The organism is Saccharothrix stipae (assembly GCF_054781895.1).
On sequence record NZ_BAAGTN010000031.1, the window covers coordinates 301,911 to 324,864 of the forward strand.

Annotated in this window: 25 protein-coding genes; 21 read left to right on the forward strand and 4 right to left on the reverse strand. The window is 72.0% G+C overall.

The genetic code is table 11. The annotated features are described in order from the left end of the window. Window positions 1–13 precede the first annotated feature (13 nt). Together ACYVLT_RS39755 and ACYVLT_RS39760 are read right to left on the reverse strand one after the other, a co-directional pair. Window positions 14–1,315, reverse strand: a complete 1,302-nt coding sequence (locus ACYVLT_RS39755) for a PTS transporter subunit EIIC (RefSeq protein ID WP_461125320.1) — start codon at window positions 1,313–1,315, stop codon at window positions 14–16. Then, complete coding sequence (locus ACYVLT_RS39760) at window positions 1,312–2,082, reverse strand: GntR family transcriptional regulator (RefSeq protein WP_461125321.1); 771 nt, start codon at window positions 2,080–2,082, stop codon at window positions 1,312–1,314. The genes ACYVLT_RS39755 and ACYVLT_RS39760 overlap by 4 nt, the downstream gene beginning before the upstream one ends. Window positions 2,083–2,247: 165 nt before the next feature. Between ACYVLT_RS39760 and ACYVLT_RS39765 the strand changes: the two genes are divergently transcribed. The 9 genes from ACYVLT_RS39765 to ACYVLT_RS39805 all read left to right on the forward strand — a co-directional run bounded on the left by ACYVLT_RS39765 (window position 2,248) and on the right by ACYVLT_RS39805 (window position 9,605). Further along, complete coding sequence (locus ACYVLT_RS39765; protein WP_360449663.1) at window positions 2,248–2,484, forward strand: PTS glucose/sucrose transporter subunit IIB; 237 nt, start codon at window positions 2,248–2,250, stop codon at window positions 2,482–2,484. After that, on the forward strand, window positions 2,481–2,933 hold the full coding sequence (locus ACYVLT_RS39770; protein WP_461125322.1) for a PTS sugar transporter subunit IIA: 453 nt from the start codon (window positions 2,481–2,483) through the stop codon (window positions 2,931–2,933). The genes ACYVLT_RS39765 and ACYVLT_RS39770 overlap by 4 nt, the downstream gene beginning before the upstream one ends. A gap of 84 nt (window positions 2,934–3,017) precedes the next feature. Continuing rightward, the gene (locus ACYVLT_RS39775; RefSeq protein WP_461125323.1) at window positions 3,018–3,575 is read left to right on the forward strand and encodes a prepilin peptidase; all 558 of its coding nucleotides are present in this window, start codon (window positions 3,018–3,020) and stop codon (window positions 3,573–3,575) included. Window positions 3,576–3,647: 72 nt separating this feature from the next. Next, the gene (gene aroC, locus ACYVLT_RS39780) at window positions 3,648–4,847 is read left to right on the forward strand and encodes a chorismate synthase (protein WP_461125324.1); all 1,200 of its coding nucleotides are present in this window, start codon (window positions 3,648–3,650) and stop codon (window positions 4,845–4,847) included. Then, window positions 4,844–5,356 (forward strand): shikimate kinase, encoded by a 513-nt coding sequence (locus ACYVLT_RS39785; protein ID WP_461125325.1) that lies wholly within the window; start codon window positions 4,844–4,846, stop codon window positions 5,354–5,356. The genes aroC and ACYVLT_RS39785 overlap by 4 nt, the downstream gene beginning before the upstream one ends. 6 nt (window positions 5,357–5,362) lie before the next feature. Then, entirely contained in the window at window positions 5,363–6,415 is a 1,053-nt protein-coding gene (locus ACYVLT_RS39790; protein WP_461125326.1) for a DNA glycosylase AlkZ-like family protein, read from the forward strand. Window positions 6,416–6,434: 19 nt separating this feature from the next. Then, entirely contained in the window at window positions 6,435–7,541 is a 1,107-nt protein-coding gene (aroB, locus tag ACYVLT_RS39795) for a 3-dehydroquinate synthase (RefSeq protein ID WP_461125327.1), read from the forward strand. 41 nt (window positions 7,542–7,582) lie between these two features. Next, window positions 7,583–7,975 carry a VOC family protein gene (locus tag ACYVLT_RS39800; RefSeq protein ID WP_461125328.1) on the forward strand — a complete coding sequence of 131 codons (393 nt, stop codon included), beginning with the start codon at window positions 7,583–7,585 and terminating at the stop codon, window positions 7,973–7,975. Between the two features lie 124 nt (window positions 7,976–8,099). Further along, complete coding sequence (locus ACYVLT_RS39805; protein ID WP_461125329.1) at window positions 8,100–9,605, forward strand: glycoside hydrolase family protein; 1,506 nt, start codon at window positions 8,100–8,102, stop codon at window positions 9,603–9,605. On the opposite strand, the gene ACYVLT_RS39810 is transcribed toward ACYVLT_RS39805, so the two are convergent. Then, complete coding sequence (locus ACYVLT_RS39810; RefSeq protein ID WP_461125330.1) at window positions 9,602–10,021, reverse strand: B-4DMT family transporter; 420 nt, start codon at window positions 10,019–10,021, stop codon at window positions 9,602–9,604. The genes ACYVLT_RS39805 and ACYVLT_RS39810 overlap by 4 nt on opposite strands. Window positions 10,022–10,162: 141 nt before the next feature. Between ACYVLT_RS39810 and ACYVLT_RS39815 the strand changes: the two genes are divergently transcribed. From ACYVLT_RS39815 to nusB, 3 genes are all read left to right on the forward strand, one after another. After that, window positions 10,163–11,248, forward strand: coding sequence for a M24 family metallopeptidase (locus ACYVLT_RS39815; RefSeq protein WP_461125331.1), 1,086 nt, complete (start codon window positions 10,163–10,165; stop codon window positions 11,246–11,248). An 86-nt stretch (window positions 11,249–11,334) separates the two neighbouring features. Continuing rightward, window positions 11,335–11,898, forward strand: a complete 564-nt coding sequence (gene efp / locus ACYVLT_RS39820; RefSeq protein ID WP_360449689.1) for an elongation factor P — start codon at window positions 11,335–11,337, stop codon at window positions 11,896–11,898. A gap of 1 nt (window position 11,899) precedes the next feature. Continuing rightward, window positions 11,900–12,319, forward strand: coding sequence for a transcription antitermination factor NusB (gene nusB / locus ACYVLT_RS39825; protein WP_360449691.1), 420 nt, complete (start codon window positions 11,900–11,902; stop codon window positions 12,317–12,319). Between the two features lie 100 nt (window positions 12,320–12,419). On the opposite strand, the gene bldD is transcribed toward nusB, so the two are convergent. Beyond that, a complete protein-coding gene (gene bldD, locus ACYVLT_RS39830; RefSeq protein WP_015103676.1) occupies window positions 12,420–12,908 on the reverse strand; it encodes a transcriptional regulator BldD in 489 nt (162 codons plus the stop codon). Window positions 12,909–13,166: 258 nt separating this feature from the next. Here bldD and pyrR point away from each other — a divergent pair, with 258 nt between their 5' ends. The 9 genes from pyrR to gmk all read left to right on the forward strand — a co-directional run bounded on the left by pyrR (window position 13,167) and on the right by gmk (window position 22,903). Next, on the forward strand, window positions 13,167–13,739 hold the full coding sequence (gene pyrR / locus ACYVLT_RS39835; RefSeq protein WP_308257257.1) for a bifunctional pyr operon transcriptional regulator/uracil phosphoribosyltransferase PyrR: 573 nt from the start codon (window positions 13,167–13,169) through the stop codon (window positions 13,737–13,739). Beyond that, window positions 13,736–14,695 (forward strand): aspartate carbamoyltransferase catalytic subunit, encoded by a 960-nt coding sequence (locus ACYVLT_RS39840; protein WP_461125332.1) that lies wholly within the window; start codon window positions 13,736–13,738, stop codon window positions 14,693–14,695. The genes pyrR and ACYVLT_RS39840 overlap by 4 nt, the downstream gene beginning before the upstream one ends. Continuing rightward, entirely contained in the window at window positions 14,692–15,972 is a 1,281-nt protein-coding gene (locus ACYVLT_RS39845) for a dihydroorotase (protein WP_461125333.1), read from the forward strand. The genes ACYVLT_RS39840 and ACYVLT_RS39845 overlap by 4 nt, the downstream gene beginning before the upstream one ends. Then, entirely contained in the window at window positions 15,969–16,454 is a 486-nt protein-coding gene (locus tag ACYVLT_RS39850) for a PH-like domain-containing protein (RefSeq protein ID WP_461125334.1), read from the forward strand. Before ACYVLT_RS39845 ends, ACYVLT_RS39850 begins: the two co-directional genes overlap by 4 nt. After that, window positions 16,451–17,563, forward strand: a complete 1,113-nt coding sequence (gene carA / locus ACYVLT_RS39855; protein WP_461125335.1) for a glutamine-hydrolyzing carbamoyl-phosphate synthase small subunit — start codon at window positions 16,451–16,453, stop codon at window positions 17,561–17,563. The genes ACYVLT_RS39850 and carA overlap by 4 nt, the downstream gene beginning before the upstream one ends. Then, window positions 17,563–20,871, forward strand: coding sequence for a carbamoyl-phosphate synthase large subunit (carB, locus tag ACYVLT_RS39860; RefSeq protein ID WP_461125336.1), 3,309 nt, complete (start codon window positions 17,563–17,565; stop codon window positions 20,869–20,871). Before carA ends, carB begins: the two co-directional genes overlap by 1 nt. Then, window positions 20,868–21,686, forward strand: coding sequence for an orotidine-5'-phosphate decarboxylase (pyrF, locus tag ACYVLT_RS39865; RefSeq protein WP_461125337.1), 819 nt, complete (start codon window positions 20,868–20,870; stop codon window positions 21,684–21,686). The genes carB and pyrF overlap by 4 nt, the downstream gene beginning before the upstream one ends. Window positions 21,687–21,989: 303 nt before the next feature. Beyond that, on the forward strand, window positions 21,990–22,307 hold the full coding sequence (mihF, locus tag ACYVLT_RS39870; RefSeq protein ID WP_033427832.1) for an integration host factor, actinobacterial type: 318 nt from the start codon (window positions 21,990–21,992) through the stop codon (window positions 22,305–22,307). Next, window positions 22,304–22,903, forward strand: coding sequence for a guanylate kinase (gene gmk / locus ACYVLT_RS39875; RefSeq protein ID WP_461125338.1), 600 nt, complete (start codon window positions 22,304–22,306; stop codon window positions 22,901–22,903). The genes mihF and gmk overlap by 4 nt, the downstream gene beginning before the upstream one ends. Window positions 22,904–22,954 lie beyond the last annotated feature (51 nt).

The following is a 22,954-nucleotide window of genomic DNA, read 5'->3' on the forward strand; positions in this document are numbered from 1 at the left end:
CTTCTGCTCGCCGTCAGGACGCCGCGGCGTCCGACCGGCCTTCCTTCTCACGCCTGTCGGTCTTGGCGGTCTTCTCGCCGCCGTCGACCACGCTCTGGTCGTCCTCGGGATCCTCGTCCTCGGCACGCCCCGGCGTCTTCAGGTTCCACTTGGTGATCACGAAGCGGAACAAGAAGTAGTAGATGACCGCGTAGATCGCGCCCAGCACCAGGATCAGCAACGGCTTGGTCGCGATGTTGAAGTTGAGCAGGTAATCGATGACACCGGCGGAGAACCCGAAGCCGTCGTGGATGCCCAACGCGTTGCTGATGGCCAGCGAGGTGCCGGTGAGCACCGCGTGGATCACGTACAGCGGCCACGCCACGAACATGAACGCGAACTCCAGCGGCTCGGTCACACCCGTGATGAACGAGGTCAGCGCCGCCGACCCCATGATGCCCGCGATGATCTTCCGCTGACCGGGCCGCGCGGTGTGCACGATGGCCAGCGCCGCCGCCGGGAGGGCGAACATGAAGATCGGGAAGAAGCCGGTCTGGAACGTGCCCGCGGTCGGGTCGCCCGCGAGGAAGCGCGGGATGTCACCGGTCTTGCCCTCGTAGTCGCCGAACTGGAACCACAGCACGTTGTTGACGATGTGGTGCAGGCCGAGCGGGATCAGCAGCCGGTTCACCACGCCGTAGATGCCAGCGCCGACGATCGTGCTGCCGGTGATGGCCTCGCCGACGTTGTTCAACCCCGCCGCGAACACCGGGTACACCAGGCCCATCAGCACGCCGACGACCACCATGACGCCCGCGACCAGGATCGGCACGAACCGCCGGCCGCCGAAGAACGCCAGGTAGGGAGGCAGCTTGATGCGGTGGTACCGCTGCCACAGCACGGCGGTGATCAGACCGACGACGATGCCGCCGAGCACCCGGTAGTCGATCAGCACCGGGTCGGCGGTCGGGTCCGTCGGCTGGTCGAGGACCAGCGGCGACATCGCCTTGAACACGCCTTGCAGCACCACGTAGCCGACCACCGCGGCCAGACCCGTAGAACCGTCGCCGCGCCGGGCGAAACCGACGGCGATGCCGACCGCGAACAGCAGCGGCAGGTTGGCGAACAGCGCGTCGCCCGCGTTGCCGATGACGGCGGCTACCTGGTTCCAGCCGAGGCCGTCCTTGCCCAGCATGTCGGGCTGGCCCAGTCGCAGCAGAAGGGCGGCGGCGGGCAGCACGGCGATCGGCAGCATGAGGCTGCGACCGAAGCGCTGGAGACCGGCCAGTCCCTTGATCTCACGACCGCCGGTCGCCTGTGGGGCGCTGGCGCTCATGGGGTACCTCCCTTGGCGGAGTGGTGCGGGCCGGATTCCGGGACGGTCCGGTCCAATTGCATGGTCACCTGGTAGAGATCGCCCCGGTACCAGGACGTCATGTCCTCGACGGGCCTGCCCTGTGAGCTGGAGACCCGGCGGAAGACCAGCAGCGAGCTGCCGGGTCGGATGCCCAGCAACGTCGCCGTCTCGGGGTCGGCGTCCTCGGCCCACACGGTCTGGCCCGCGTGGTCGAGCTGCACCCCGTAGGTGTCGGCGATGAGGGTGTAGAGCGAGGTGGTGAGGTCGTGCCGGTCGAGGTCGGGCACGACCCGCGGGTTGTACCAGCCCCGTTCGACGGCGAGCGGCACGCCGTCCGCGCGGCGCAGGCGGACGAGCTTGCACGCCGGCTCGTGCGGCAGCAGGCCGAGCGCGGTGGCCGCCTCGGGCGGTGGCTCCTCCTCGGCGCAGGCCAGCACCTCGGTCGCCGGGGTCAGGCCGCGCCTGCGCATGTCGTCGGTGAACGACTCCAGGTACAGCTGCACGTCCAGGCGGCGCCGGGCGGTGAACGTGCCCCGGCCCTTGGCCCTGGTCAGCAGGCCTTCGGCGACGAGCTGGCCGACGGCGGCGCGGACCGTGATGCGGGACACCCCGTACTGCTGGGCGAGGTCGCGCTCGGACGGGATGGGCGAGCCCGGGGGCAGCTCCTGCTCGGCCATGCGCCGCAGGATGTCGCGGAGCTGGGCGTGCTTGGGCTTCGGCCCGTCGACGATCTCGCCGCGGTGCATGACACCTCCCCGGTGCTCGCGTCGGTAGACCCGGATTGGTACTTTCCGGTCTAGACCAGTTGGTGCGGGGAGGATGCTCCGCGCGCCAACCGGGTGTCAACCGCCGTTACGGGACCGTGCCCGAGCGGTGGCACCCTCAGGCCAGGTGTCGAGAGAGGACTTCAAGTGGCGGACGACAAGGCAGCGCGGATCCTCGCCGCGCTCGGCGGTGCGGACAACATCGTGGAGATCGAGCCGTGCATCACGCGCCTGCGCTGTGAGCTGGAAGACGGTTCCCTGGTGGACGAGAAGGCTTTGAAGGGCCTGGGCGCGCACGGCGTGATGCGCGCGGGCAACGTCGTCCAGGTGGTCGTGGGCCCCGAGGCCGACACGATCGCCAGCGACATCGAGGACCTCCTGTGACGTTGCGCGTGACCAGTCCGGTCAGCGGTCGCGTGGTGCCGCTGACCGAGGTGCCGGACCCGGTGTTCGCGCAGGCCATGGTGGGTCCGGGGGTGGCGGTCGAGCCCGACCGGGTGAGTGCCGACGTGGTGTCGCCGGTGGACGGCACGGTGGTGACGCTGCACCCGCACGCGTTCGTCGTGGCCACCGCGGACGGCGCGGCGGTGTTGGTGCACCTGGGGATCGACACGGTGAAGCGCAAGGGCGAGGGCTTCACGCTGCACGTGGTCAAGGGCGAGGCGGTGCGCGCCGGGCAGCCCGTGGTGACGTGGGACCCGGCCGAGGTGGAGGCGGCGGGTTTCGCGCCGATCTGCCCGGTGATCGCGCTGGACGCGGCGCCGGAGGTGGTGCTGGACCAGGCGGGCGGCCCGGTCGTGGCGGGTGACGCGCTGTTCTCCTGGCAGCGCTGACCTCCCGGTGGGAGTGCGGGTGAATGGACCGTTCACCCGCACTTCTCGTTGTGCCACCGGTGTTCCCGGGCCGACGCTGGTCCCATGGTGATCTCGGGATTCGTGGCCGGCGCCGTGGGCGCCGGGTTGCTCCGCCGCCTGCCGCGCGGTGCGGACGTGCACTGGCTGTGGTGCGCCGCGCCGACGGCGGTGTTGTGGTTCGTGGCCTGGGCGTTGGCGCCGCCGCGGTGGCTGCCCGTGCCGCTGCTCGTGGCGTGGCTCGGCGTGCTGCTGACGGTGACCGACCTGCGCCACCGCCGCCTGCCGGACGCGTTGACGCTGCCCGCGTACCCGGCGATCGGTGTCGCGTTGTGGCTGTGCGGGGCGGACCTGTGGCGGGCGCTGGCGGGCTGCCTGCTGTTCGGTGGCTTCCACCTGCTCGTCCGCCTGGTGGCACCGGCGGCGATGGGCGGGGGAGACGTGAAGCTGGCCGGCTCGCTCGGCGCGGTGCTGGCCTCGGTGTCGTGGCTCGCCTTACCGGTCGGCGCGCTGCTGGCGAGCGCGCTCACCCTCGTCCTGGGCCGGTGGTGGCCGGACGACGGCATCCCGCACGGTCCCGGCCTGGTGGCGGCGACGTGGCTGGTCGCGGTGTCGGCCGGCTGAGCCGCGCGGCGGGACGTCGGCACACCTCACCTGGGCGCTCGGCCCGCGTTCACACTGTGGAAGGATCGCCTCGTGCTGCGCTGGATCACCGCTGGGGAGTCCCATGGACCGGCCCTCGTCGCCGTGCTGGAAGGCATGGTCGCCGGGGTCGAGGTCACGACCGCCGACCTGACCGCTCAACTGGAGCGCCGCCGCCTCGGGTTCGGCCGGAGCCCGCGCATGGGCTTCGAGGCCGACGAGGTCGAGATCCTCGGCGGTGTCCGCCACGGGCTCACCCAGGGCGGCCCCATCGCGGTCCGGATCGGCAACACCGAGTGGCCCAAGTGGCAGAAGGTGATGTCCCCCGACCCCGTCGACCCGGGCGAGCTCAAGCCGACCGGCCGCAACGAGGCGCTGACCAGGCCCCGGCCCGGCCACGCCGACCTGCCCGGCATGCAGAAGTTCGGCTTCGACGAGGCCCGGCCCGTGCTGGAGCGCGCCAGCGCCCGGGAGACCGCGGCCCGCACCGCGCTCGGCACCGTCGCCCGCCACTTCCTCAAGCAGGTCTTCGACGTCGACGTGATCAGCCACGTCGTCTCCATCGGCAAGGCCAGGACGCCCGCCGACGCGCCCGTGCCGGGACCGGACGACCTGGCCGCCGTCGACGAGAGCCCGGTCCGGGCCTTCGACGCGCGCGGCACCGAGGCGATGGTGGCCGAGGTCGAGGCGGTCAAGGAGGCGGGTGACACGGTCGGCGGTGTGATCGAGGTCATCGCCTACGGCCTGCCGCCGGGCATCGGCTCGCACGTGCACTGGGACCGCCGCCTCGACGCACGGCTGGCCGGCGCGCTGATGGGCGTGCAGGCGATGAAGGGCGTCGAGATCGGCGACGGCTTCACCACCGCCGAGCGGTGGGGCAGCCAGGCGCACGACGAGATCGACCGGGGCACCGGGCCGAAGGGCGTCACGCGCCGCTCCAACCGGGCGGGCGGCCTGGAGGGCGGCATCACCAACGGCGAGCCGCTGCGCGTGCGCGTCGCCATGAAGCCGATCTCCACCGTGCCCCGTGCCCTGTCCACCGTGGACGTCCGAACGGGAGAGCCCGCGGTGGCGATCCACCAGCGCTCGGACGTGTGCGCGGTGCCGCGCGCGGGCGTGGTGCTGGAGTCCGTGGTGGCGCTGGTGCTGGCCGAGACGGCGCTGGAGAAGTTCGGCGGCGACTCGATCGCCGAGACCAAGCGCAACGTCGTCGCCTACCTGGAGTCGCTGGAAGCCCGCTGGGAGGGGATGTGAGCCCTCGGTTCGTCGTCCTCGGCCCACCCGGAGCCGGCAAGACGACGGTCGGCCGGCTGCTCGCCGAACGCCTCGGCGTCGCCTTCCGCGACACCGACGACGACGTGGTGGCCACCGCGGGCAAGCCGATCTCAGACATCTTCACCGACGACGGCGAACCGGCGTTCCGCGCGCTGGAGGAGGAAGCCGTCGCCGAGGGCCTGAAGACCCACGACGGCGTGCTGGCGCTCGGCGGCGGCGCGGTGCTGTCCGCGGCCACCCGCGGTCGCCTCGCGGGCCACGCCGTGGTCTTCCTCAACGTCGGCATGGCCGAGGGCGTGAAGCGCACCGGCATGTCCAGCGCACGGCCCCTGCTGGCCGGCGTGAACCCGCGTGCGACGTTCAAGTCCCTGCTCGACGCGCGCCTGCCGCTGTACCGGGAGGTCGCCACGATCGAGGTGGCCACCGACGACCTCGGCCCAGAGCAGGTGGTCGACGCCGTGCTGGGCACGCCTGCGCCGGGGACCTGATCCCCGGTGGACGTGACCGGTGCCCGCGTCCTCGCGCACCGAGCCGCGGTGCAGGGTCTGCACGGCGACGACCCCGACGCGGTGCTGCCGTTGGGCGTGGTGGACAGCCCGCCCAAGACGGGCGCGGCGGCGTTGGGCGTGCGCGGCCGCCGTGCGGGCACCGACGACCTGGTGCGGGTGTTGAGCCTGCGCGGCGCGCCGCACCTGCACCGCCGCGAGGACCTGCCCGCGTTGCGCCGTCAGCTCCGACCGCGCACCCCGCGGCAGCTGGCGGCGTGGTGCGGCGCGTACCCGGTGCCCGACCTGGAGCACGTCGAGCTGGTCGTGGACCTCATGCACCGCGAGTTCCCCGGCGACACGGCCACCAAGGGCGAGCTGTCCGCCGCGATCAGCCCCCGACTGCCCGAGGTCGCCCGGCCGCACTGCCCGACGTGCGGCACCGACCACGTCATCGAGAACCTGTTCCGACTCGGCACGCTCCTCGCGGGCATCGAGCTGGAGCACCACGGCGCGAAGCTGGTCTTCCGCCGGCCGACCGCGAAACCCGCCGTCGAAGACCCCGGCGAACCGACCCTGTTGCGCGACTACGCGCGGCTCGTCGGCCCCTTCGCCAAGGCCGACGCGGAGAAGTGGCTCGGCGCGGGACCCCAGGACACGTGGCCCGACCTGCGCCCGGTCCGGGTCGACGGCAAGCGGCTGCTCGCGCACGAGGACGTCCTCGACCCGGCTGCCGCGGGCGGTGAGGCGACGCCCGACCCGCCCGCCGGCCTGCTGCTGTTCCCGCGCGACCCGTACCTGCTCGGCCCGCGCCACCTGGTCGCCGACCCGGACGTGGCCAAGCGGGTGTGGCGGCCCGTCGGCGCTCCCGGCGCGCTCGTGCTGCACGGCCGGGTGGCGGGCGCGTGGCGGCACGAGTTCAGCGGCCGGACGGTGACGTTCCAGGTCACGGGCTGGTCGAAGGTCAAGGGCGCGGCCCGGCGGGCGATCAGGGACCAGGCCGACGTGCTGGCCGGGGTGTGGGGCGGCGACGTGCTCGGAGCGGACGTGGTCGAATGGTGACCCGACGAGGGGAGTGGTGATGGGCGAGCCGGTGCGGATCCGCGTGGCCGCGGAACGACCGTACGACGTGGTGGTGGGCCGCGGCCTGCTCGGCGACCTGGTCGAGACCCTGAAGGGCACGGCCAAGGCGGCGATCGTCCACACGCCCACGCTGGCCGAGACCGCCGACGCGGTCCGCGGCGAGTTGGAGGCGGCCGGGATCGACGCGCACCGCGTCGAGGTGCCCGACGCCGAGGACGGCAAGGACCTGCGGGTCGCCGGGTACTGCTGGGACGTGTTCGGCCGCATCGGCCTCGGTCGCACGGACGTCGTGATCGGCCTGGGCGGCGGCGCGGTGACCGACCTGGCCGGGTTCGTCGCGTCCACCTGGATGCGCGGGGTGAAGCTGGTGCACGTGCCCACCACGCTGCTGGGCATGGTGGACGCGGCGGTCGGCGGCAAGACCGGCATCAACACCGACGCGGGCAAGAACCTGGTCGGCACGTTCTACGAGCCGGACGCCGTGCTGGTCGACCTGGCCACGCTGGAGACGTTGCCCCGCAACGAGCTGGTCGCGGGCATGGCCGAGGTGGTCAAGGGCGGGTTCATCGCCGACCCGGTGATCCTCGACCTGATCGAGGCCGACCCGGACGCCGCGCTGGACCCGTCCGGCGACGTGATCGAGGAGCTGGTCCGGCGCAAGATCCAGGTCAAGGCCGACGTGGTGTCCACCGACCTGCGCGAGTCGGACCTGCGGGAGATCCTGAACTACGGCCACACCCTCGCGCACGCCATCGAGCGCCGCGAGCGGTACCGCTGGCGGCACGGGGCGGCGGTCAGCGTCGGTCTGGTGTTCGCGGCGGAGCTGGCGCGCCTGGCGGGCAGGCTGGACGACGCGACCGCCGACCGGCACCGTTCGATCCTCACCTCGCTCGGCCTGCCGACCGGTTACGACCCGGACGCGCTCGGCCAGCTCCTGGAGGGGATGCGGACGGACAAGAAGACCCGCTCCGGGGTGCTGCGGTTCGTGGTGCTCGACGGGTTGGCGAAGCCCGGGCGGTTGGAGGGGCCTGATCCGGCGCTGATCGCGGCGGCGTACTCCGCGGTGGCCGCCGAGCCGAAGTCGGGTGGGAGCGTGCTGCTGTGACGGCGGTCGGGGGATGAGTCGCGGCTGACGGTGGCGGGCACGTGACGGCAGGACAGCTGCACCACGTCGAACTGTGGGTGCCCGACCTCGCCCGCGCCGAGCACAGCATCGGCTGGCTGCTCGGCGAACTGGGCTGGGTCGAGTACCAGCGCTGGCCGGCCGGGGTCAGCTGGCGGCTCGGCCCCACCTACGTGGTGGTCGAGCACTCGCCCGCGCTGGACGCGCACCATCGCCTCGGTACCGGGCTCAACCACCTCGCGTTCCACGTCGCGGGCCGCGCGGAGGTCGACCGGTTGGCGGCCGACGGGGTCGAACACGGCTGGTCCCCGCTGTTCGCGGACAGATACCCCCATGCAGGTGGTCCGGATCACTACGCCGCCTACCTGGAGAACACGGACGGTTTCGAGGTGGAGTTGGTGGCCTCGTCCGGTTGACACTCGATGGGCGGAGTCGATCTCTACACTGAACCGGAACCGGGGCGCCGCCGTATTCCCGGTGTCCTGATGCCGGGAGAAGTGGGAGATCGGCCCTGCCATGTCCAGTTCCGAGGTGGGAGCGGTGAGGTTCCTCGGGTCCGCGTTGGCCGTCGTGCTCGTGACGGCCTGTGCCCCGAGTGCCGCCGACCCGGCGTCGGAACCCCTCGCGAGCAGTGCCGCGCCCACGTCCACCGCGCCCAGCGGCAGCGCGGCCAAGGAGCCGCCGAAGCCGGTGCCGCTGGCCACCGATCGGGGCAGGCAGAGCGGTGGCGTGGTGGCCCACGGTGGCGACGCGCCGTACAACTACGGGCCGACGGTCCTGCTGGAGGGCGGTAGGCACCGCATGTGGTGGTGCAGCCAGCTCATGGCCGCCGCACCTCCCGGTGACGACCTGCTCTACGCGGAGAGCGCCTCGGCGGCCGGGCCGTTCGGCGCACCCGGCGGAGCGCCCGCCGTGCCGGTGCTCTCCGGCAGCGTCAACGGCTTCGACGGCGTGCACACCTGCGACCCGTCGGTGATCAGGCTCGGCGACACCTACTACCTCTACTACACGGGCGCGGCGGGTGATCACGCCAACGGCAACGCCATCGGGGTCGCCACCAGCCCGGACGGCATCACGTGGACCCGCGCGGCGGGCGGGAAGCCGATCGTGAGCCCGTCCTACGACAGGACCAGGGACAACACCTACGGCGCGGGCCAGCCGTCGGTGCTGGTCGTCGACGGCTGGTTCCACCTCATGTTCACCGACACGACCGGTGAGGCCGCCGGGTGGAACGGGGCGGGCCAGTTCGTGCTGCGCTCCAAGGACCCGACGTTCGCCTCCGGCGTGCAGGCGCTGGGCCCGTCCGGCTTCCAGCAGGTGCCCGACACGCGCTCGAAGCGGACCCGCTCGGTGGTGGACGCGTTCAGCGCCGACTGGATGTACGTCGACGCGCTGCACGCGTTCGTCATCGCCCACGAGACCGAGCACGGCACGAGCCTGACGTTCTGGAACAAGGCGTTCACCGCGAACCCGCACCCCCAGGTCCACATCCCCGGTCCGTGGCGGGAGGGCCCCGGCCTGGTCCGCACGCCCCTCGGGCACGCGCCGGTGACCGCCGAGGACCCGTGCGGCCGGATCGCGGTGGACGTGATCCGCGCGACCGTCGACGGCGCGGCGGCGGCACCCACGAACCTCGGCCAGTTCGGCCTCGACCTCGCGGGCGTGCCGGGCTGCGCGACCGAGGACTCGGCGGCGCTGCTGCACGGTTACGCCGTGCCGTCACCGGCGAACACCACGGACCTCGTGCTGGACGGCGAGGTGGTGCGGCTGGAGCGCCGCTCGGTGACCGACCGGCTCGCGGTCGGCGTGCTGGCCCGCCGGCCGCCGGTCGTGGACGACCTGCCCGTGGTGGCGGAGATCCCGGCGGGCGCCAAGGCGGTGCGCGCGCCCGACGGCCGGATCGGGCTGCTGGTGGCCGACCGGCTGTGGGTGCTCGGCTCGGGCGAGGCCGCCATCGAGCTCGTCACGCTGAACTCCTCGCAGCTCAGCCAGGTCACCAAGAAGGACTGGGACTCGTTCGAGAAGGCGGGCGAACTGCGCCGCTAGGCCGAACCGTCGGCCTGCCGCGACCCGTCGGGCTGGGGCAGGGCGTTGCCGATGCCCATCCCGATCGCGGCCGTCGCCATGACCAGCAACGCGGTGAACGCCGCGCCCCCGGTCAGCGCCGGCCCGAGCGATTCGAGCCCGGTCTGGTCGACCAGCGACCGGCCCACCACGCCCACGACCCCGGCCAGCGGCCCGGCGACCAGCGCGGCGACGAACCACACCATGCCCCGCCCGTCGAGCCCGCGCCACGCGTCCAGCGCACCCCACAGCACGCCGATGACGACGACCAGCCCCATCGCGATGTACCGGACGGACGAGGCGGCCTCGGGGCTGTGGACGCTCACCGCCGAGGTGCCGGTCTGCACCCCGCCGTGGAACAACCCCATCCAGAACCCTCGGACCAGCCACGCGCGCATGCGTCCACCCTAGGTCGGGCCGACGGCCGGTCACCAGGGCACGTCCGCACTGTCCGTCACACAAGTTGTCGCACGATCCGGCACGGTTCACCCGAACGAGCGTCAGGGTGAGGCGGTCCGCCGGCCTCTACGCTGCTTGACATGCCGCACTCCACGCGCCGCGCCGCCCTGCGTGCCATGCTCCGGGACCGGGAGCTGGACGCCCTGCTGGTGACCAACCTGCTCAACGTCCGCTACCTGACCGGGTTCACCGGGTCGAACGCGGCGCTGCTGGTGCACGCCGACTCCGACGACGCGGCGGTGTTCTGCACCGACGGCCGCTACCTCACCCAGGCCGCGGCCCAGGTGCCGGACCTGGAACGGGTCATCGACCGGCCGTGCGACGTGGCGCTGGTCAAGCGCGCCGCCAAGGGCAAGTCGGACCGGGTCGGCTTCGAGAGCCACCACGTGACCGTGGACGGCCTGGACGCGCTGGCGGACGCGGCGGACGGCGCGGCACTGGTCCGGTCCGCCGACCTGGTCGAGCGGTTGCGGCTGGTCAAGGACGACGCCGAGGTCGAGGCGCTGCGCATGGCGTGCGCGGCGGCCGACCGGGCGCTGGCCGGCCTCATCGAGCACGGCGGCCTGCGGCCGGGCCGCAGCGAGAAGGAGATCGCCCGCGAGCTGGAGAACCGGATGCTCGACCACGGCGCGGCCGGACCGTCGTTCGAGTCGATCGTGGCGACCGGCGCGAACTCGGCGGTGCCGCACCACCGGCCGACCGACGCGGTGGTCCGCGACGGCGACTTCGTGAAGCTGGACTTCGGCGCGCTGGTCGACGGCTACCACTCCGACATGACCCGCACCCTGGTCGTCGGCCGGGCCTCCGACTGGCAGCGCGAGCTGTACCAACTGGTCGCGGCCTCGCAGGCGGCCGGCCGGGCCGCGCTGGCGGTCGGCGCGCGGGTCTCGGACGTGGACGCGGCGGCGCGCGCGGTGATCGAGGAGGCCGGGCACGGCGACGACTTCCTGCACGGCCTCGGGCACGGCGTGGGCCTGCAGATCCACGAGGCTCCAGCGCTGTCGAAGGCGGGTGACGGTACACTTCTGCCCGGCATGGCGGTCACCGTCGAGCCCGGTGTGTACCTGGCCGGGAAGGGTGGTGTCCGCATCGAGGACACGCTCGTGGTGCGCGAAGGCGCCCCGGAGCTCCTCACCCTGACCACGAAGGAACTCGTGGTCGTCTGAAGTCGGATCGTCGGCCTGGCCGACGTCAGTCGGATCGTCGGCCCTGCCGTCGGCGCCTCACTCACGCAACAGGAGAGCCCACCACCGTGGCCACCACCAACGACCTGAAGAACGGCCTGGTGCTGAACCTCGACGGCCAGCTGTGGACCGTCACCGCGTTCCAGCACGTGAAGCCGGGCAAGGGTGGCGCCTTCGTGCGCACCACGTTGAAGCACGTCCTGTCCGGCAAGGTCGTGGACAAGACCTTCAACGCGGGCACCAAGGTCGAGACGGCCACCGTCGACAAGCGCGGCATGACCTACCTGTACAAGGACGGCGCCGACTTCGTCTTCATGGACGGCGACACCTACGACCAGATCAACGTCCCGGGCGAGACGGTCGGCGACGCGGCGAACTACATGCTGGAGAACCAGGAAGCGGTCGTCGCCCTGCACGAGGGCGTCGCGCTCTACGTCGAGCTCCCGACCTCGGTCGAACTCGTGATCCAGCACACCGACCCGGGCCTGCAGGGCGACCGCTCCACCGGCGGCACCAAGCCCGCCACGCTGGAGACCGGCGCGGAGATCCAGGTGCCGCTGTTCGTCACCACCGGCGAGAAGATCAAGGTCGACACCCGCGACGGCCGTTACCTGGGTCGAGTGAACGGCTGAGATGGGCGCACGGAGCAAGGCGCGCAAACGCGCGGTCGACGTCCTCTACGAAGCGGACCAGCGGGGTATCGACCCGGTGACGCTGCTCGCGGACCGGGTCGGTTCGACGGACGTGCCGCCGGTGAACGACTACACGATCTCGCTCGTGGAAGGCGTCACGGCGCACCGCGCGCGGATCGACGACCTCATCTCCGAGCACGCCGAGGGCTGGACGTTGCAGCGGATGCCCGCGGTCGACCGGGCGGTGCTGCGGATCGGGCTCTACGAGCTGCTGTGGGCGGCCGACGTGCCCGACGCGGTCGCGATCGACGAGGCGGTGGAGCTGGCCAAGGGCCTGTCCACGGACGACTCGCCGCGGTTCGTCAACGGCGTGCTCGGCCGGATCGCGGTCATCGCCGACCAGCTCCGGGCCGTGCTCTAGGGCGCACGCCACCGCACGACGTGCCCGCGCGGGCGCGGGCGAAGTCCAGGCCGAAAGGGCCACCCGTGGGGCGAACCGGCGGGTGGCCCTCTTCGCGTGCTCAGTCCTCCTTGGCCGGTCGGGCCTCGGGGGGCAGCACGCCCCAGTCGATGAGCTGCTCGGTCAGCTCGCCCGGCGTCATGTCGTAGATGATCGCCAGGGACCGCAGGTCCTCGGTCCGGATGGACAGCACCTTGCCGTTGTAGTCGCCGCGCTGGCTCTGGATGGTGGCCGCGTACCGCGCGAGCGGCCCGACCTTCTCCGCCGGCAGCTGTTGCAGCCGTTCCAGGTTGATGACGATCTTCGTGGCGGGTTCGGCACCGGACGGCACCCGGCCCTCCGGCAGCAGCTCGGCCACCGGGACGCCGTAGAAGTCGGCCAGTTCGGCGAGCTTCTGCACGGTCACGGCGCGGTCGCCGCGCTCGTACGAGCCGACGACCACGGCCTTCCAGCGACCGCCGGACTTCTGCTCGACGCCGTGCAAAGACAAGCCCTGCTGCTGGCGGATCGCGCGGAGCTTTGCCCCCAGCGCCTTGGCGTAGTCGCCCATGTGGCGGTTCTCCGTTCATTCGCCCCGTCAGCCGGTAGGGGACTGCCGCGGGGAGGCTTAGATCAATACGCAGAGTAATGATTGCTCTCCGTGGTCACCAGGTCAAGCTGATCTCGCTGGGACAGGTGGGCGAGACCACGCACACCACCCGGAAGATTGACTCCTCCCGCCTGATACGGTGCTGGTCAGCCCGGTCGCAGCCGGGTGTCCGACGTCCTTTAAGGACCCGTCCAGCGAGGCGGGGAAGGAGGTCCAACCGTGGCGCCACGTCAACGTGGCGCGACGGACCCGGCCGGGGAGCGCGAGCTCCTGTCGGCCGGCGACGTCGCGCGCACCGTCGCCCGAATGGCCCATCAGATCATCGAGAAGACCGCTCTTGATGCACCGAGCGCACCCGCAGTAGTCCTGATGGGGATTCCGAGCCGGGGAGCGCCGCTGGCCCGCCGGCTGGCCGTCCGCATCGCCGAGTTCTCGGGTGTCGAGGTGCCGACCGGCACGCTGGACGTGACCCTCTACCGGGACGACCTGCGCCGGGGCCCCACCCGCCCGCTGGAGGCGACCAAGCTGCCCGAGGGCGGCGTCGACGACAAGCTCGTGGTCCTGGTGGACGACGTGCTGTTCTCCGGTCGCACGATCCGCGCCGCGCTCGACGCCCTGCGCGACCACGGCCGCCCCCGCGCGGTGCAACTGGCCGTCCTGGTCGACCGCGGCCACCGCGAACTGCCGATCCGCGCGGACTACGTGGGCAAGAACGTGCCCACGGCCCGCACCGAGGAGGTCCACGTGCTGCTGGAGGAGTTCGACCAGCGCGACGGGGTGGTGCTGCGGTGAAGCACCTGCTCACCACCGAGGGCATCGACCCGGCGCAGGCGACCGCCATCCTGGACACCGCGGCGAGCCTCAAGCAGGCCCTCGAAGGCCGTGAAGTGCGCAAACTGCCGACGCTGCGCGGCCGCACGGTCATCACGATGTTCTACGAGAACTCCACCCGCACCCGCGTGAGCTTCGAGATCGCGGGCAAGTGGATGAGCGCGGACGTGGTGAACGTCTCAGCCTCCGGCTCCAGCGTGAGCAAGGGCGAGTCGCTGCGCGACACCGCGCTGACCCTGGCCGCGGCGGGCGCGGACTGCGTCATCGTGCGGCACCCGGCGTCCGGCGCGGCGCACCGGCTGGCCGGCTGGCTGCGCGAGGCGGGCACGTCGGTGGTCAACGCGGGCGACGGCATGCACGAGCACCCCACCCAGGCCCTGCTGGACGCGGCCACCCTGCGGGAACGGCTCGGCGACCTGCGCGACCGCCGGATCGCGATCGTCGGCGACGTGCTGCACAGCCGGGTCGCCCGGTCCAACGTGCACCTGCTCACCGCCCTGGGCGCGGACGTGACGCTCGTCGCACCGCCGACCCTGCTGCCGGTCGGGGTGTCGAACTGGCCGGTGACCGTCTCGCACGAGCTGGACGCGGAGCTGCCCAGCCTCGACGCGGTGATGCTGCTCAGGGTGCAGGCCGAGCGGATGTATAGCGGGCCCGCCGGCGCGGGAGGCAACGGACATTTCTTCCCGTCGGCCCGCGAGTACTCGATCGCCTACGGCCTGAGCGAGCGGCGGCTCAAGCTGCTGCCCGAGCACGCGGTCGTGCTGCACCCCGGTCCGATGCTGCGCGGCATGGAGATCGCCTCGGCGGTCGCCGACTCGCCGCGTGCCGCCATCACCGACCAGGTGCGCAACGGCGTGCACGTGCGCATGGCCGTCCTCTACCACTTGCTCGCCCACGAGGAGGAAACCGCGTGAAGCCCTTGATCCTCAAGGGAGTACGACCGTACGGCGAGGGTGACCCGGTTGACGTGCTGATCCGCGACGGCGTGATCGCGGCCATCGGGGAGGTCACCGAGGAAGCGGACGTGGTCGACGGCAACGGCGCGGTGCTGCTGCCCGGCTTCGTCGACCTGCACACCCACCTGCGCGAACCCGGCCGCGAGGACACCGAGACCATCGCCACCGGCTCGGCCGCCGCCGCGCTGGGCGGCTACACGGCGGTGTTCGCCATGGCCAACACCGACCCGGTCGCGGACAACGAGGTCGTCGTCGCGCACGTCGCCCGCCGCGGTCGCGAGGTCGGCCTGGTCGACGTGCACCCGGTCGGCGCGGTCACCGTGGGCCTGGAGGGCGTGAAGCTCGCCGAGCTGGGCACCATGGCCAAGGCGGGCGTGCGGGTGTTCTCCGACGACGGCCACTGCGTGCACGACCCGCTGATCATGCGCCGTGCGTTGGAGTACAGCAAGGCGTTGGACGTGGTCGTGGCGCAGCACGCGGAGGAGCCCCGGCTGACCGTGGGCGCGCAGGCGCACGAGGGTGAGCAGGCGTCCAGGCTGGGCCTGCAGGGCTGGCCGGCCGCCGCCGAGGAGTCGATCGTGGCCCGGGACTGCCTGCTGGCGCTGCACGCGGGCGCCCGGCTGCACGTCTGCCACGTCTCCACCACGGGCACCGCCGACGTGCTGGCGTGGGCCAAGGCCCGCGGCACGCGGGTCTCCGCCGAGGTCACCCCGCACCACCTGCTGCTGACCGACGAGCGGCTGGCGACCTACGACCCGGTGAACAAGGTCAACCCGCCCCTGCGCACCGCCGCCGACGCGCTGAAGCTGCGCGAGGCGCTGGCCGAGGGCGTCATCGACTGCGTGGCCACCGACCACGCGCCGCACGCCGTGCAGGACAAGGACACCGAGTGGGCCGCGGCCCGGCCCGGCATGTTGGGCCTGCAGACCGCGTTGTCGATCGTGGTGGAGACCATGGTCAGGACCGGTCTGCTGGACTGGCGGGGCGTGGCGCGGGTGATGAGCGAGCGGCCCGCCGAGATCGCGGGCCTGCCCGACCAGGGGCGCCCGATCGAGGTCGGCGAGCCGGCCAACCTCACCCTGGTCGACCCGGACGCCACCTGGACGGTGCGCGGCGCGGAGTTCGCCAGCATCGCGGCCAACACCCCGTTCGAGGGCATGGAGCTGCCCGGCGCGGTGGTCGCCACCCTGCTGCGCGGGCGCGTGACGGCGGTCGGCGGAAGGATCCCCGCATGACGCGCGTGCTGCTGTCCCTCGCCGTGCTGGCGATCTTCCTGCTGTGCCTGTACGGCATGTGGCGCGGCTGGCGGCGCCGGGCCCGCCGGCAGGCCGGGGTGCTGCCGGAGTTCCCCCGGCCGCCCGCCGAGACCGGCGCGACGATGCTGGAGACGACCGGCGTGTACGTCGGCACCACCATCGGCGACGACTGGCAGGACCGGGTCGCGGTCGGCGACATCGGCCACCGCGCCGAGGCGACCCTGAAGCTGACCGAGACCGGTGTGCTCGTGGAGCGCACGGGCGCGAGCGCGCTGTGGATCCCCACGGCGCAGGTCGACGGCGCCCGCACGGCCCGCGGCCTCGCGGGCAAGGTGATGACCGCGGACGGCCTGCTGGTCGTGCGCTGGCACCTCGGCGACCGGGTGTTCGACACCGGGTTCCGGGGCGACGACAAGGACGTGTACGAGCAGTGGGTGCAAGCGCTGGGAGGCGACTCATGACGAACGCGGCACTGGTCCTGGAAGACGGCCGCGTGTTCCGCGGTGAGGCCTACGGCGCGGTCGGCGCGAGCCTGGGCGAGGTGGTGTTCTCCACCGGCATGACCGGCTACCAGGAGACCCTGACCGACCCGTCCTACCACCGCCAGATCGTGGTGCAGACCGCGCCGCAGATCGGCAACACCGGCTGGAACGACGAGGACGACGAGTCGGGCCGCATCTGGGTCTCCGGCTACGTGGTGCGCGACCCGGCCCGCGTGCCGTCCAACTGGCGGTCGACCCGCAGCCTGGACGACGCGCTGGTCAGCCAGGGTGTCGTCGGCATCTCGGGCATCGACACCCGGATGCTGACCCGCCACCTGCGCGAGCAGGGCGCGATGCGCGCGGGCGTGTTCTCCGGCGACGACCTCGGCGACGTCGAGGAGATGCTGGCCCGCGTCCGCAGCTCGCCCGCGATGAAGGGCGCCGACCTCGCCGGCGACGTGACCACGGCGGAGCCGTACGTGGTCGAGGCCGTCGGCGAGCGCCGCTTCACGGTGGCCGCGCTGGACCTGGGCATCAAGTCCAACACGCCGCGGATGATGGCCGCCCGCGGCATCGAGGTGCACGTGCTGCCGCTGACCTCGACCGCGGACGACCTGGTCGCGGTCAAGCCGGACGGCGTGTTCCTGTCCAACGGCCCGGGCGACCCGGCCACCCAGGCGCACGCGGTCGAGCTGACCCGGACCGTGCTGGACCGGCGCATCCCGCTGTTCGGCATCTGCTTCGGCAACCAGATCCTCGGCCGCGCGCTGGGCCGCGACACCTACAAGCTGCGCTACGGCCACCGGGGCATCAACATCCCGGTCATCGACGTGTCCACCGGCAAGGTGGCCATCACGTCGCAGAACCACGGTTTCGCGCTGGAGGGCGAGCCGGGGGAGGAGTTCACCTCCGACTTCGGCCGCGTGCTGCTGAGCCACTACTGCCCCAACGACGGCACGGTCGAGGGCGTGCGGGCGCTGGACGTGCCCGCGTTCAGCGTGCAGTACCACCCGGAAGCGGCGGCCGGTCCGCACGACGCCGCACCGCTGTTCGACGAGTTCGTGACGATGATGGGCGAGGGTCGCTGATGCCGAAGAGGACTGATCTCAAGCACGTGCTGGTCATCGGCTCGGGCCCGATCGTCATCGGCCAGGCCTGCGAGTTCGACTACTCCGGCACCCAGGCGTGCCGGGTGCTGCGCGAGGAGGGCCTGCGGGTCTCCCTGGTCAACTCCAACCCGGCGACGATCATGACGGACCCCGAGTTCGCCGACGCGACCTACGTCGAGCCGATCACCCCGGAGTTCGTCGAGAAGGTCATCGCGGCCGAGCGCCCGGACGCCATCCTGGCCACGCTGGGCGGCCAGACCGCGTTGAACACCGCCATCGCGCTGCACGAGCGCGGGGTGCTGGAGAAGTACGACGTCGAGCTGATCGGCGCGGACATCGACGCCATCCAGCGCGGCGAGGACCGGCAGATCTTCAAGGACCTGGTCCGCCGGATCGGCGCGGACGTGCCGCGCAGCGCGGTGTGCAAGACCATGGAGGACGTCCGCGCGACCGTGGCCGAGCTCGGCCTGCCGGTCGTCATCCGGCCGTCGTTCACGATGGGCGGCCTCGGTTCGGGCATGGCCCACACGCCCGAGGAGCTGGAGCGGCTGGCCGCGAGCGGCCTGGCCGAGTCACCGGTGACCGAGGTGCTGATCGAGGAGAGCGTGCTCGGCTGGAAGGAGTACGAGCTGGAGCTCATGCGCGACCGCAACGACAACGTGGTCGTCGTCTGCTCCATCGAGAACATCGACCCGATGGGCGTGCACACCGGCGACTCGGTGACCGTGGCCCCGGCGATGACGCTCACCGACCGCGAGTTCCAGCACATGCGCGACGTCGGCATCGCGGTCATCCGCGAGGTCGGGGTGGACACCGGCGGCTGCAACATCCAGTTCGCCATCAACCCGAGCAACGGCCGCATGGTCGTGATCGAGATGAACCCGCGCGTCTCCCGCTCGTCGGCGCTGGCGTCGAAGGCGACCGGCTTCCCGATCGCCAAGATCGCCGCGAAGCTCGCCATCGGCTACACGCTGGACGAGATCCGCAACGACATCACCGGCGAGACCCCGGCCAGTTTCGAACCGACCCTCGACTACGTCGTGGTGAAGGTGCCGAGGTTCGCGTTCGAGAAGTTCCCCGGCGCGGACAGCACGCTCACCACGACCATGAAGTCGGTCGGCGAGGCCATGTCCATCGGCCGCAGCTTCATCGAGGCGCTCGGCAAGGCGTTGCGCTCGATGGAGACGAAAGCGGCGGGTTTCTGGACCGTGCCCGACCCCTCGGGCGCCGGCGAGACGCTGGAGTCCACCCTGGACGCCCTGCGCAAGGGCCACGACGGGCGCCTGTACACGGTGGACCGCGCGCTGCGCCTGGGCGCGACCATCGAGCAGGTGCACGAGGCGTCGCGGATCGACCCGTGGTTCATCGAGCAGCTGGCCTGGCTGGTCGAGCTGCGGGGTGAGATCGAGGACGCCCCCGTGCTGGACGAGCGCCTGCTGCGCAAGGCCAAGCGGGCCGGCCTGTCCGACCGGCAGGTCGCCGCGCTGCGCCCGGAGCTGGCCGGCGAGGACGGCGTCCGCTCGCTGCGCCACCGGCTGAAGGTGCGGCCGGTGTTCAAGACGGTCGACACCTGCGCCGCCGAGTTCGCCGCCAAGACCCCGTACCACTACTCGGCCTACGAGCTGGACCCCGACGCCGAGACCGAGGTGGCCGCGCAGCCCGACAAGCCGAAGGTGCTGATCCTGGGCTCCGGCCCGAACCGGATCGGCCAGGGCATCGAGTTCGACTACTCGTGCGTGCACGCGGCCATGGCGCTGCGCGAGGCGGGCTACGAGACGGTGATGGTCAACTGCAACCCGGAGACCGTCTCCACCGACTACGACACCTCCGACCGCCTCTACTTCGAGCCGCTGACGTTCGAGGACGTGCTGGAGGTGTTCCACTCCGAGCAGCGCTCCGGCACGGTCGTGGGCGTCATCGTGCAGCTGGGCGGCCAGACGCCGCTGGGCCTGGCGCGGCGGCTGGAGGCCGCGGGCGTGCCGGTCGTGGGCACCCCGCCGCACGCCATCCACCTCGCCGAGGAGCGCGGCGCGTTCGGCCAGGTCCTCGCCGACGCCGGGCTGCCCGCCCCGAAGTACGGCATGGCCACGTCGTTCGCGCAGGCCAAGGCCATCGCCGACGAGATCGGCTACCCGGTGCTGGTGCGGCCGTCGTACGTGCTCGGCGGGCGCGGCATGGAGATCGTCTACGACGAGGAGACCCTGCGCAGCTACATCCAGCGCGCCACCGAGGTCAGCCCGGAGCACCCGGTGCTGGTCGACCGGTTCCTCGACGACGCCATCGAGATCGACGTGGACGCCCTCTACGACGGCACCGAGGTGTTCATCGGGGGTGTGATGGAACACATCGAGGAGGCCGGCGTGCACTCCGGCGACTCGGCGTGCGCCCTGCCCCCGATCACGCTGGGCGAGTCCGACATCGAGGCGGTCCGGCGGTCCACGCTGGCCATCGCCGACGGCATCGGCGTGCGCGGCCTGCTCAACGTGCAGTACGCGCTGAAGGACGACGTGCTCTACGTCCTGGAGGCCAACCCGCGCGCCTCGCGCACCGTCCCGTTCGTCTCCAAGGCCACGGCGGTGCCGCTGGCCAAGGCCGCCGCCCGGATCATGCTCGGCGCGACCGTGGCCCAGCTGCGGACCGAAGGGCTGCTGCCCGCGACCGGCGACGGCGCGAGGCTGCCCGCGCACGCCCCGGTGGCGGTCAAGGAGGCCGTGCTGCCGTTCCACCGGTTCCGCACGCCGGAGGGCAAGGGCGTGGACTCGCTGCTCGGCCCGGAGATGAAGTCGACCGGCGAGGTCATGGGCATCGACGTGTCGTTCGGCATGGCCTACGCCAAGTCCCAGACCGCCTCCTACGGCTCCCTGCCCACGTCGGGGCGGGTGTTCGTGTCGGTGGCCAACCGGGACAAGCGGGCCATGATCTTCCCGGTCAAGCGGCTCGCCGACCTGGGCTTCGAGGTGCTGGCCACCGCGGGCACGGCCGAGGTGCTGCGCCGCAACGGCATCCCCTGCACGATCGTGCGCAAGCACTTCGAGGGTGCCGACAACATCGTCGACGCCATCCTCGCGGGCACCGTCGACATGATCATCAACACCCCGTACGGCAACCACGGGCCGCGCGTCGACGGCTACGAGATCCGCACCGCGGCCGTGGCCAAGGACATCCCCTGCGTCACCACGATCCAGGGCGCGGCGGCGGCCGTGCACGGCATCGAGGCGGCCATCCGCGGTGACATCGGCGTGCGGCCCCTCCAGGCGCTCCAGGCGGCGCTGCGGGGTGAGGGATGAGGTTCGGCGCACGCCTGTCCCGGGCGGTCTCCGAGCACGGGCCCCTGTGCGTGGGCATCGACCCGCACCCCGGCCTGCTGGCGTCCTGGGGGCTCTCCCAGGACGCCGCGGGGCTGGAGCGGTTCGCGCTGACCTGCGTGGAGGCGTTCGGCGGCCGGGTGGCGGTGGTGAAGCCGCAGGCGGCGTTCTTCGAGGCGCACGGCTCACGGGGCGTGGCGGTCCTGGAACGCGTCATCGCCGACCTGCGCGACAGCGGCACGCTGGTGCTGGTCGACGCCAAGCGCGGCGACATCGGCTCGACCATGGCCGCCTACGCCGCGGCCTACCTCACCGAGGGCTCGCCGTTGGCCGGCGACGCGGTCACCGTGTCGCCGTTCCTCGGCTTCGGATCGCTCGATCCGGCGCTCGCGGCGGCCTCCGAGAGCGGTCGAGGAATATTCGTGCTCGCGTTGACTTCGAATCCCGAGGGGGCTTCCGTGCAACGCGCGACGGGCTCCGACGGGCGTTCCGTGGCGCAGTCGATCGTGGACTCCGCGGCGCGGGCGAACGCGGGCGCCGAGCCGCTCGGCGACGTCGGCCTGGTGATCGGCGCGACGCTCGACGAACTCGGCGTGGACCTCTCTGACCTGCACGGACCCGTCCTGGCGCCGGGTTTCGGCGCCCAAGGCGCCACCGTCGCGGACCTGCGCGCGCTGTTCGGCGCGGACCTGCGCGGAGTGCTCCCGACATCGTCCCGGGACGTGCTCAAGCACGGTCCGGAGACCGCAAAACTGCGGTCGTCGGTGGAGGCCGTTCGGGCCTCCTTGGAGATGTGATCACGATCAAATCGCGACACGCTTCGCGTGGTCCGCTCACCTGCGCAAACGGTCCCTGGTACGGTCCTGGCCACCGGCGGGTCCATCACCCATCGAGCGCATACCACACCCGGCGTGCGCAAGGCGTTACCGGTGGCGGTGATAGACCTGTTGGGGGGTGTTGGTACTACTACCACCCGCCGCTACCACTCCAGCGCTGACAAAGATTCACCTGACTGGGACCCACGTTGTACCCAGGCAATTGCGCTCGGTACGGTCGCGGCACCGATCCAGAATTGACATTCCCACACCACGGAGGAAATCGTGGCCCTTCCCCAGCTTACCGAGGAGCAGCGGGCCGCAGCGCTGGAGAAGGCTGCTGCCGCTCGTCGCGCTCGGGCTGAGCTCAAGGAGCGCCTCAAGCGTGGCGGCACGACCCTGACGGACGTGCTGAAGGCCGCTGAGAGCGACGAGGTCCTTGGCAAGATGAAGGTGTCCGCGCTGCTTGAGGCGCTTCCGGGCGTCGGCAAGGTGCGTGCGCAGCAGATCATGGAGCGCCTTGAGATCGCTCCGTCCCGTCGGCTGCGCGGCCTGGGTGAGCGGCAGCGCAAGGCGCTGCTCACCGAGTTCAGCGGCGAGTGAGTGATGGCACCGGGGTGGGGTCGGGCGTTCGCGCCCGGCCCCGCCTCACCGTTCTGTCCGGGCCCTCCGGCGTCGGCAAGTCCAGCGTGCTGGCCGAGCTGCGCCGGATGGGTCCGGAGATCCACTTCAGCGTCTCGGTGACCACCAGGAAGCCGAGGCCGGGCGAGGTCGACGGGGTGCACTACCACTTCGTCGACACCGCCGAGTTCCGCGAGATGGTCGCCGCGGGCGAGCTCCTGGAGCACGCCGAGTTCGCGGGCAACTGCTACGGCACCCCCAGGGAGCCGGTGGAGCGGGCGCTCGCGGCCGGCACGCCGTCCCTGCTGGAGATCGAGCTGCAGGGTGCGCGGCAGGTCCGGGTCGCGATGCCGCAGGCCCAGCTGGTCATGCTGGCGCCGCCGTCGTGGGAGGACCTGGTCGGCAGGCTGACCGGCCGCGGTACCGAGGACCCCGCCGTCGTCGCCCGCCGGCTGGAGATCGCCAGGGAGGAACTGGCGGCCGAGCCGGAGTTCGACGAGGTCGTGGTGAACGACGACGTGAAGATCGCCGCCGTGAGCTTGCTAAACTTGGTGGTCGGCCCGGTGCCCGACGCGTGAGCACGCGCGTCGCGAGGCACGGGACGGTTGTCCCGGCACCATCGTCCCGAC

What these genes read in the sequence shown, in the direction of transcription:
- ACYVLT_RS39755 (WP_461125320.1), bottom strand. Translation starts at nt 1,315, where the DNA reads ATGAGCGCCAGCGCCCCACAGGCGACCGGCGGTCGTGAGATCAAGGGA.
- pyrF (WP_461125337.1), top strand. Translation starts at nt 20,868, where the DNA reads ATGAGGTTCGGCGCACGCCTGTCCCGGGCGGTCTCCGAGCACGGGCCC.
- ACYVLT_RS39775 (WP_461125323.1), top strand. Translation starts at nt 3,018, where the DNA reads ATGGTGATCTCGGGATTCGTGGCCGGCGCCGTGGGCGCCGGGTTGCTC.
- ACYVLT_RS39815 (WP_461125331.1), top strand. Translation starts at nt 10,163, where the DNA reads ATGCCGCACTCCACGCGCCGCGCCGCCCTGCGTGCCATGCTCCGGGAC.
- ACYVLT_RS39810 (WP_461125330.1), bottom strand. Translation starts at nt 10,021, where the DNA reads ATGCGCGCGTGGCTGGTCCGAGGGTTCTGGATGGGGTTGTTCCACGGC.
- ACYVLT_RS39760 (WP_461125321.1), bottom strand. Translation starts at nt 2,082, where the DNA reads ATGCACCGCGGCGAGATCGTCGACGGGCCGAAGCCCAAGCACGCCCAG.
- aroB (WP_461125327.1), top strand. Translation starts at nt 6,435, where the DNA reads ATGGGCGAGCCGGTGCGGATCCGCGTGGCCGCGGAACGACCGTACGAC.
- bldD (WP_015103676.1), bottom strand. Translation starts at nt 12,908, where the DNA reads ATGGGCGACTACGCCAAGGCGCTGGGGGCAAAGCTCCGCGCGATCCGC.
- nusB (WP_360449691.1), top strand. Translation starts at nt 11,900, where the DNA reads ATGGGCGCACGGAGCAAGGCGCGCAAACGCGCGGTCGACGTCCTCTAC.
- carB (WP_461125336.1), top strand. Translation starts at nt 17,563, where the DNA reads ATGCCGAAGAGGACTGATCTCAAGCACGTGCTGGTCATCGGCTCGGGC.
- ACYVLT_RS39850 (WP_461125334.1), top strand. Translation starts at nt 15,969, where the DNA reads ATGACGCGCGTGCTGCTGTCCCTCGCCGTGCTGGCGATCTTCCTGCTG.
- carA (WP_461125335.1), top strand. Translation starts at nt 16,451, where the DNA reads ATGACGAACGCGGCACTGGTCCTGGAAGACGGCCGCGTGTTCCGCGGT.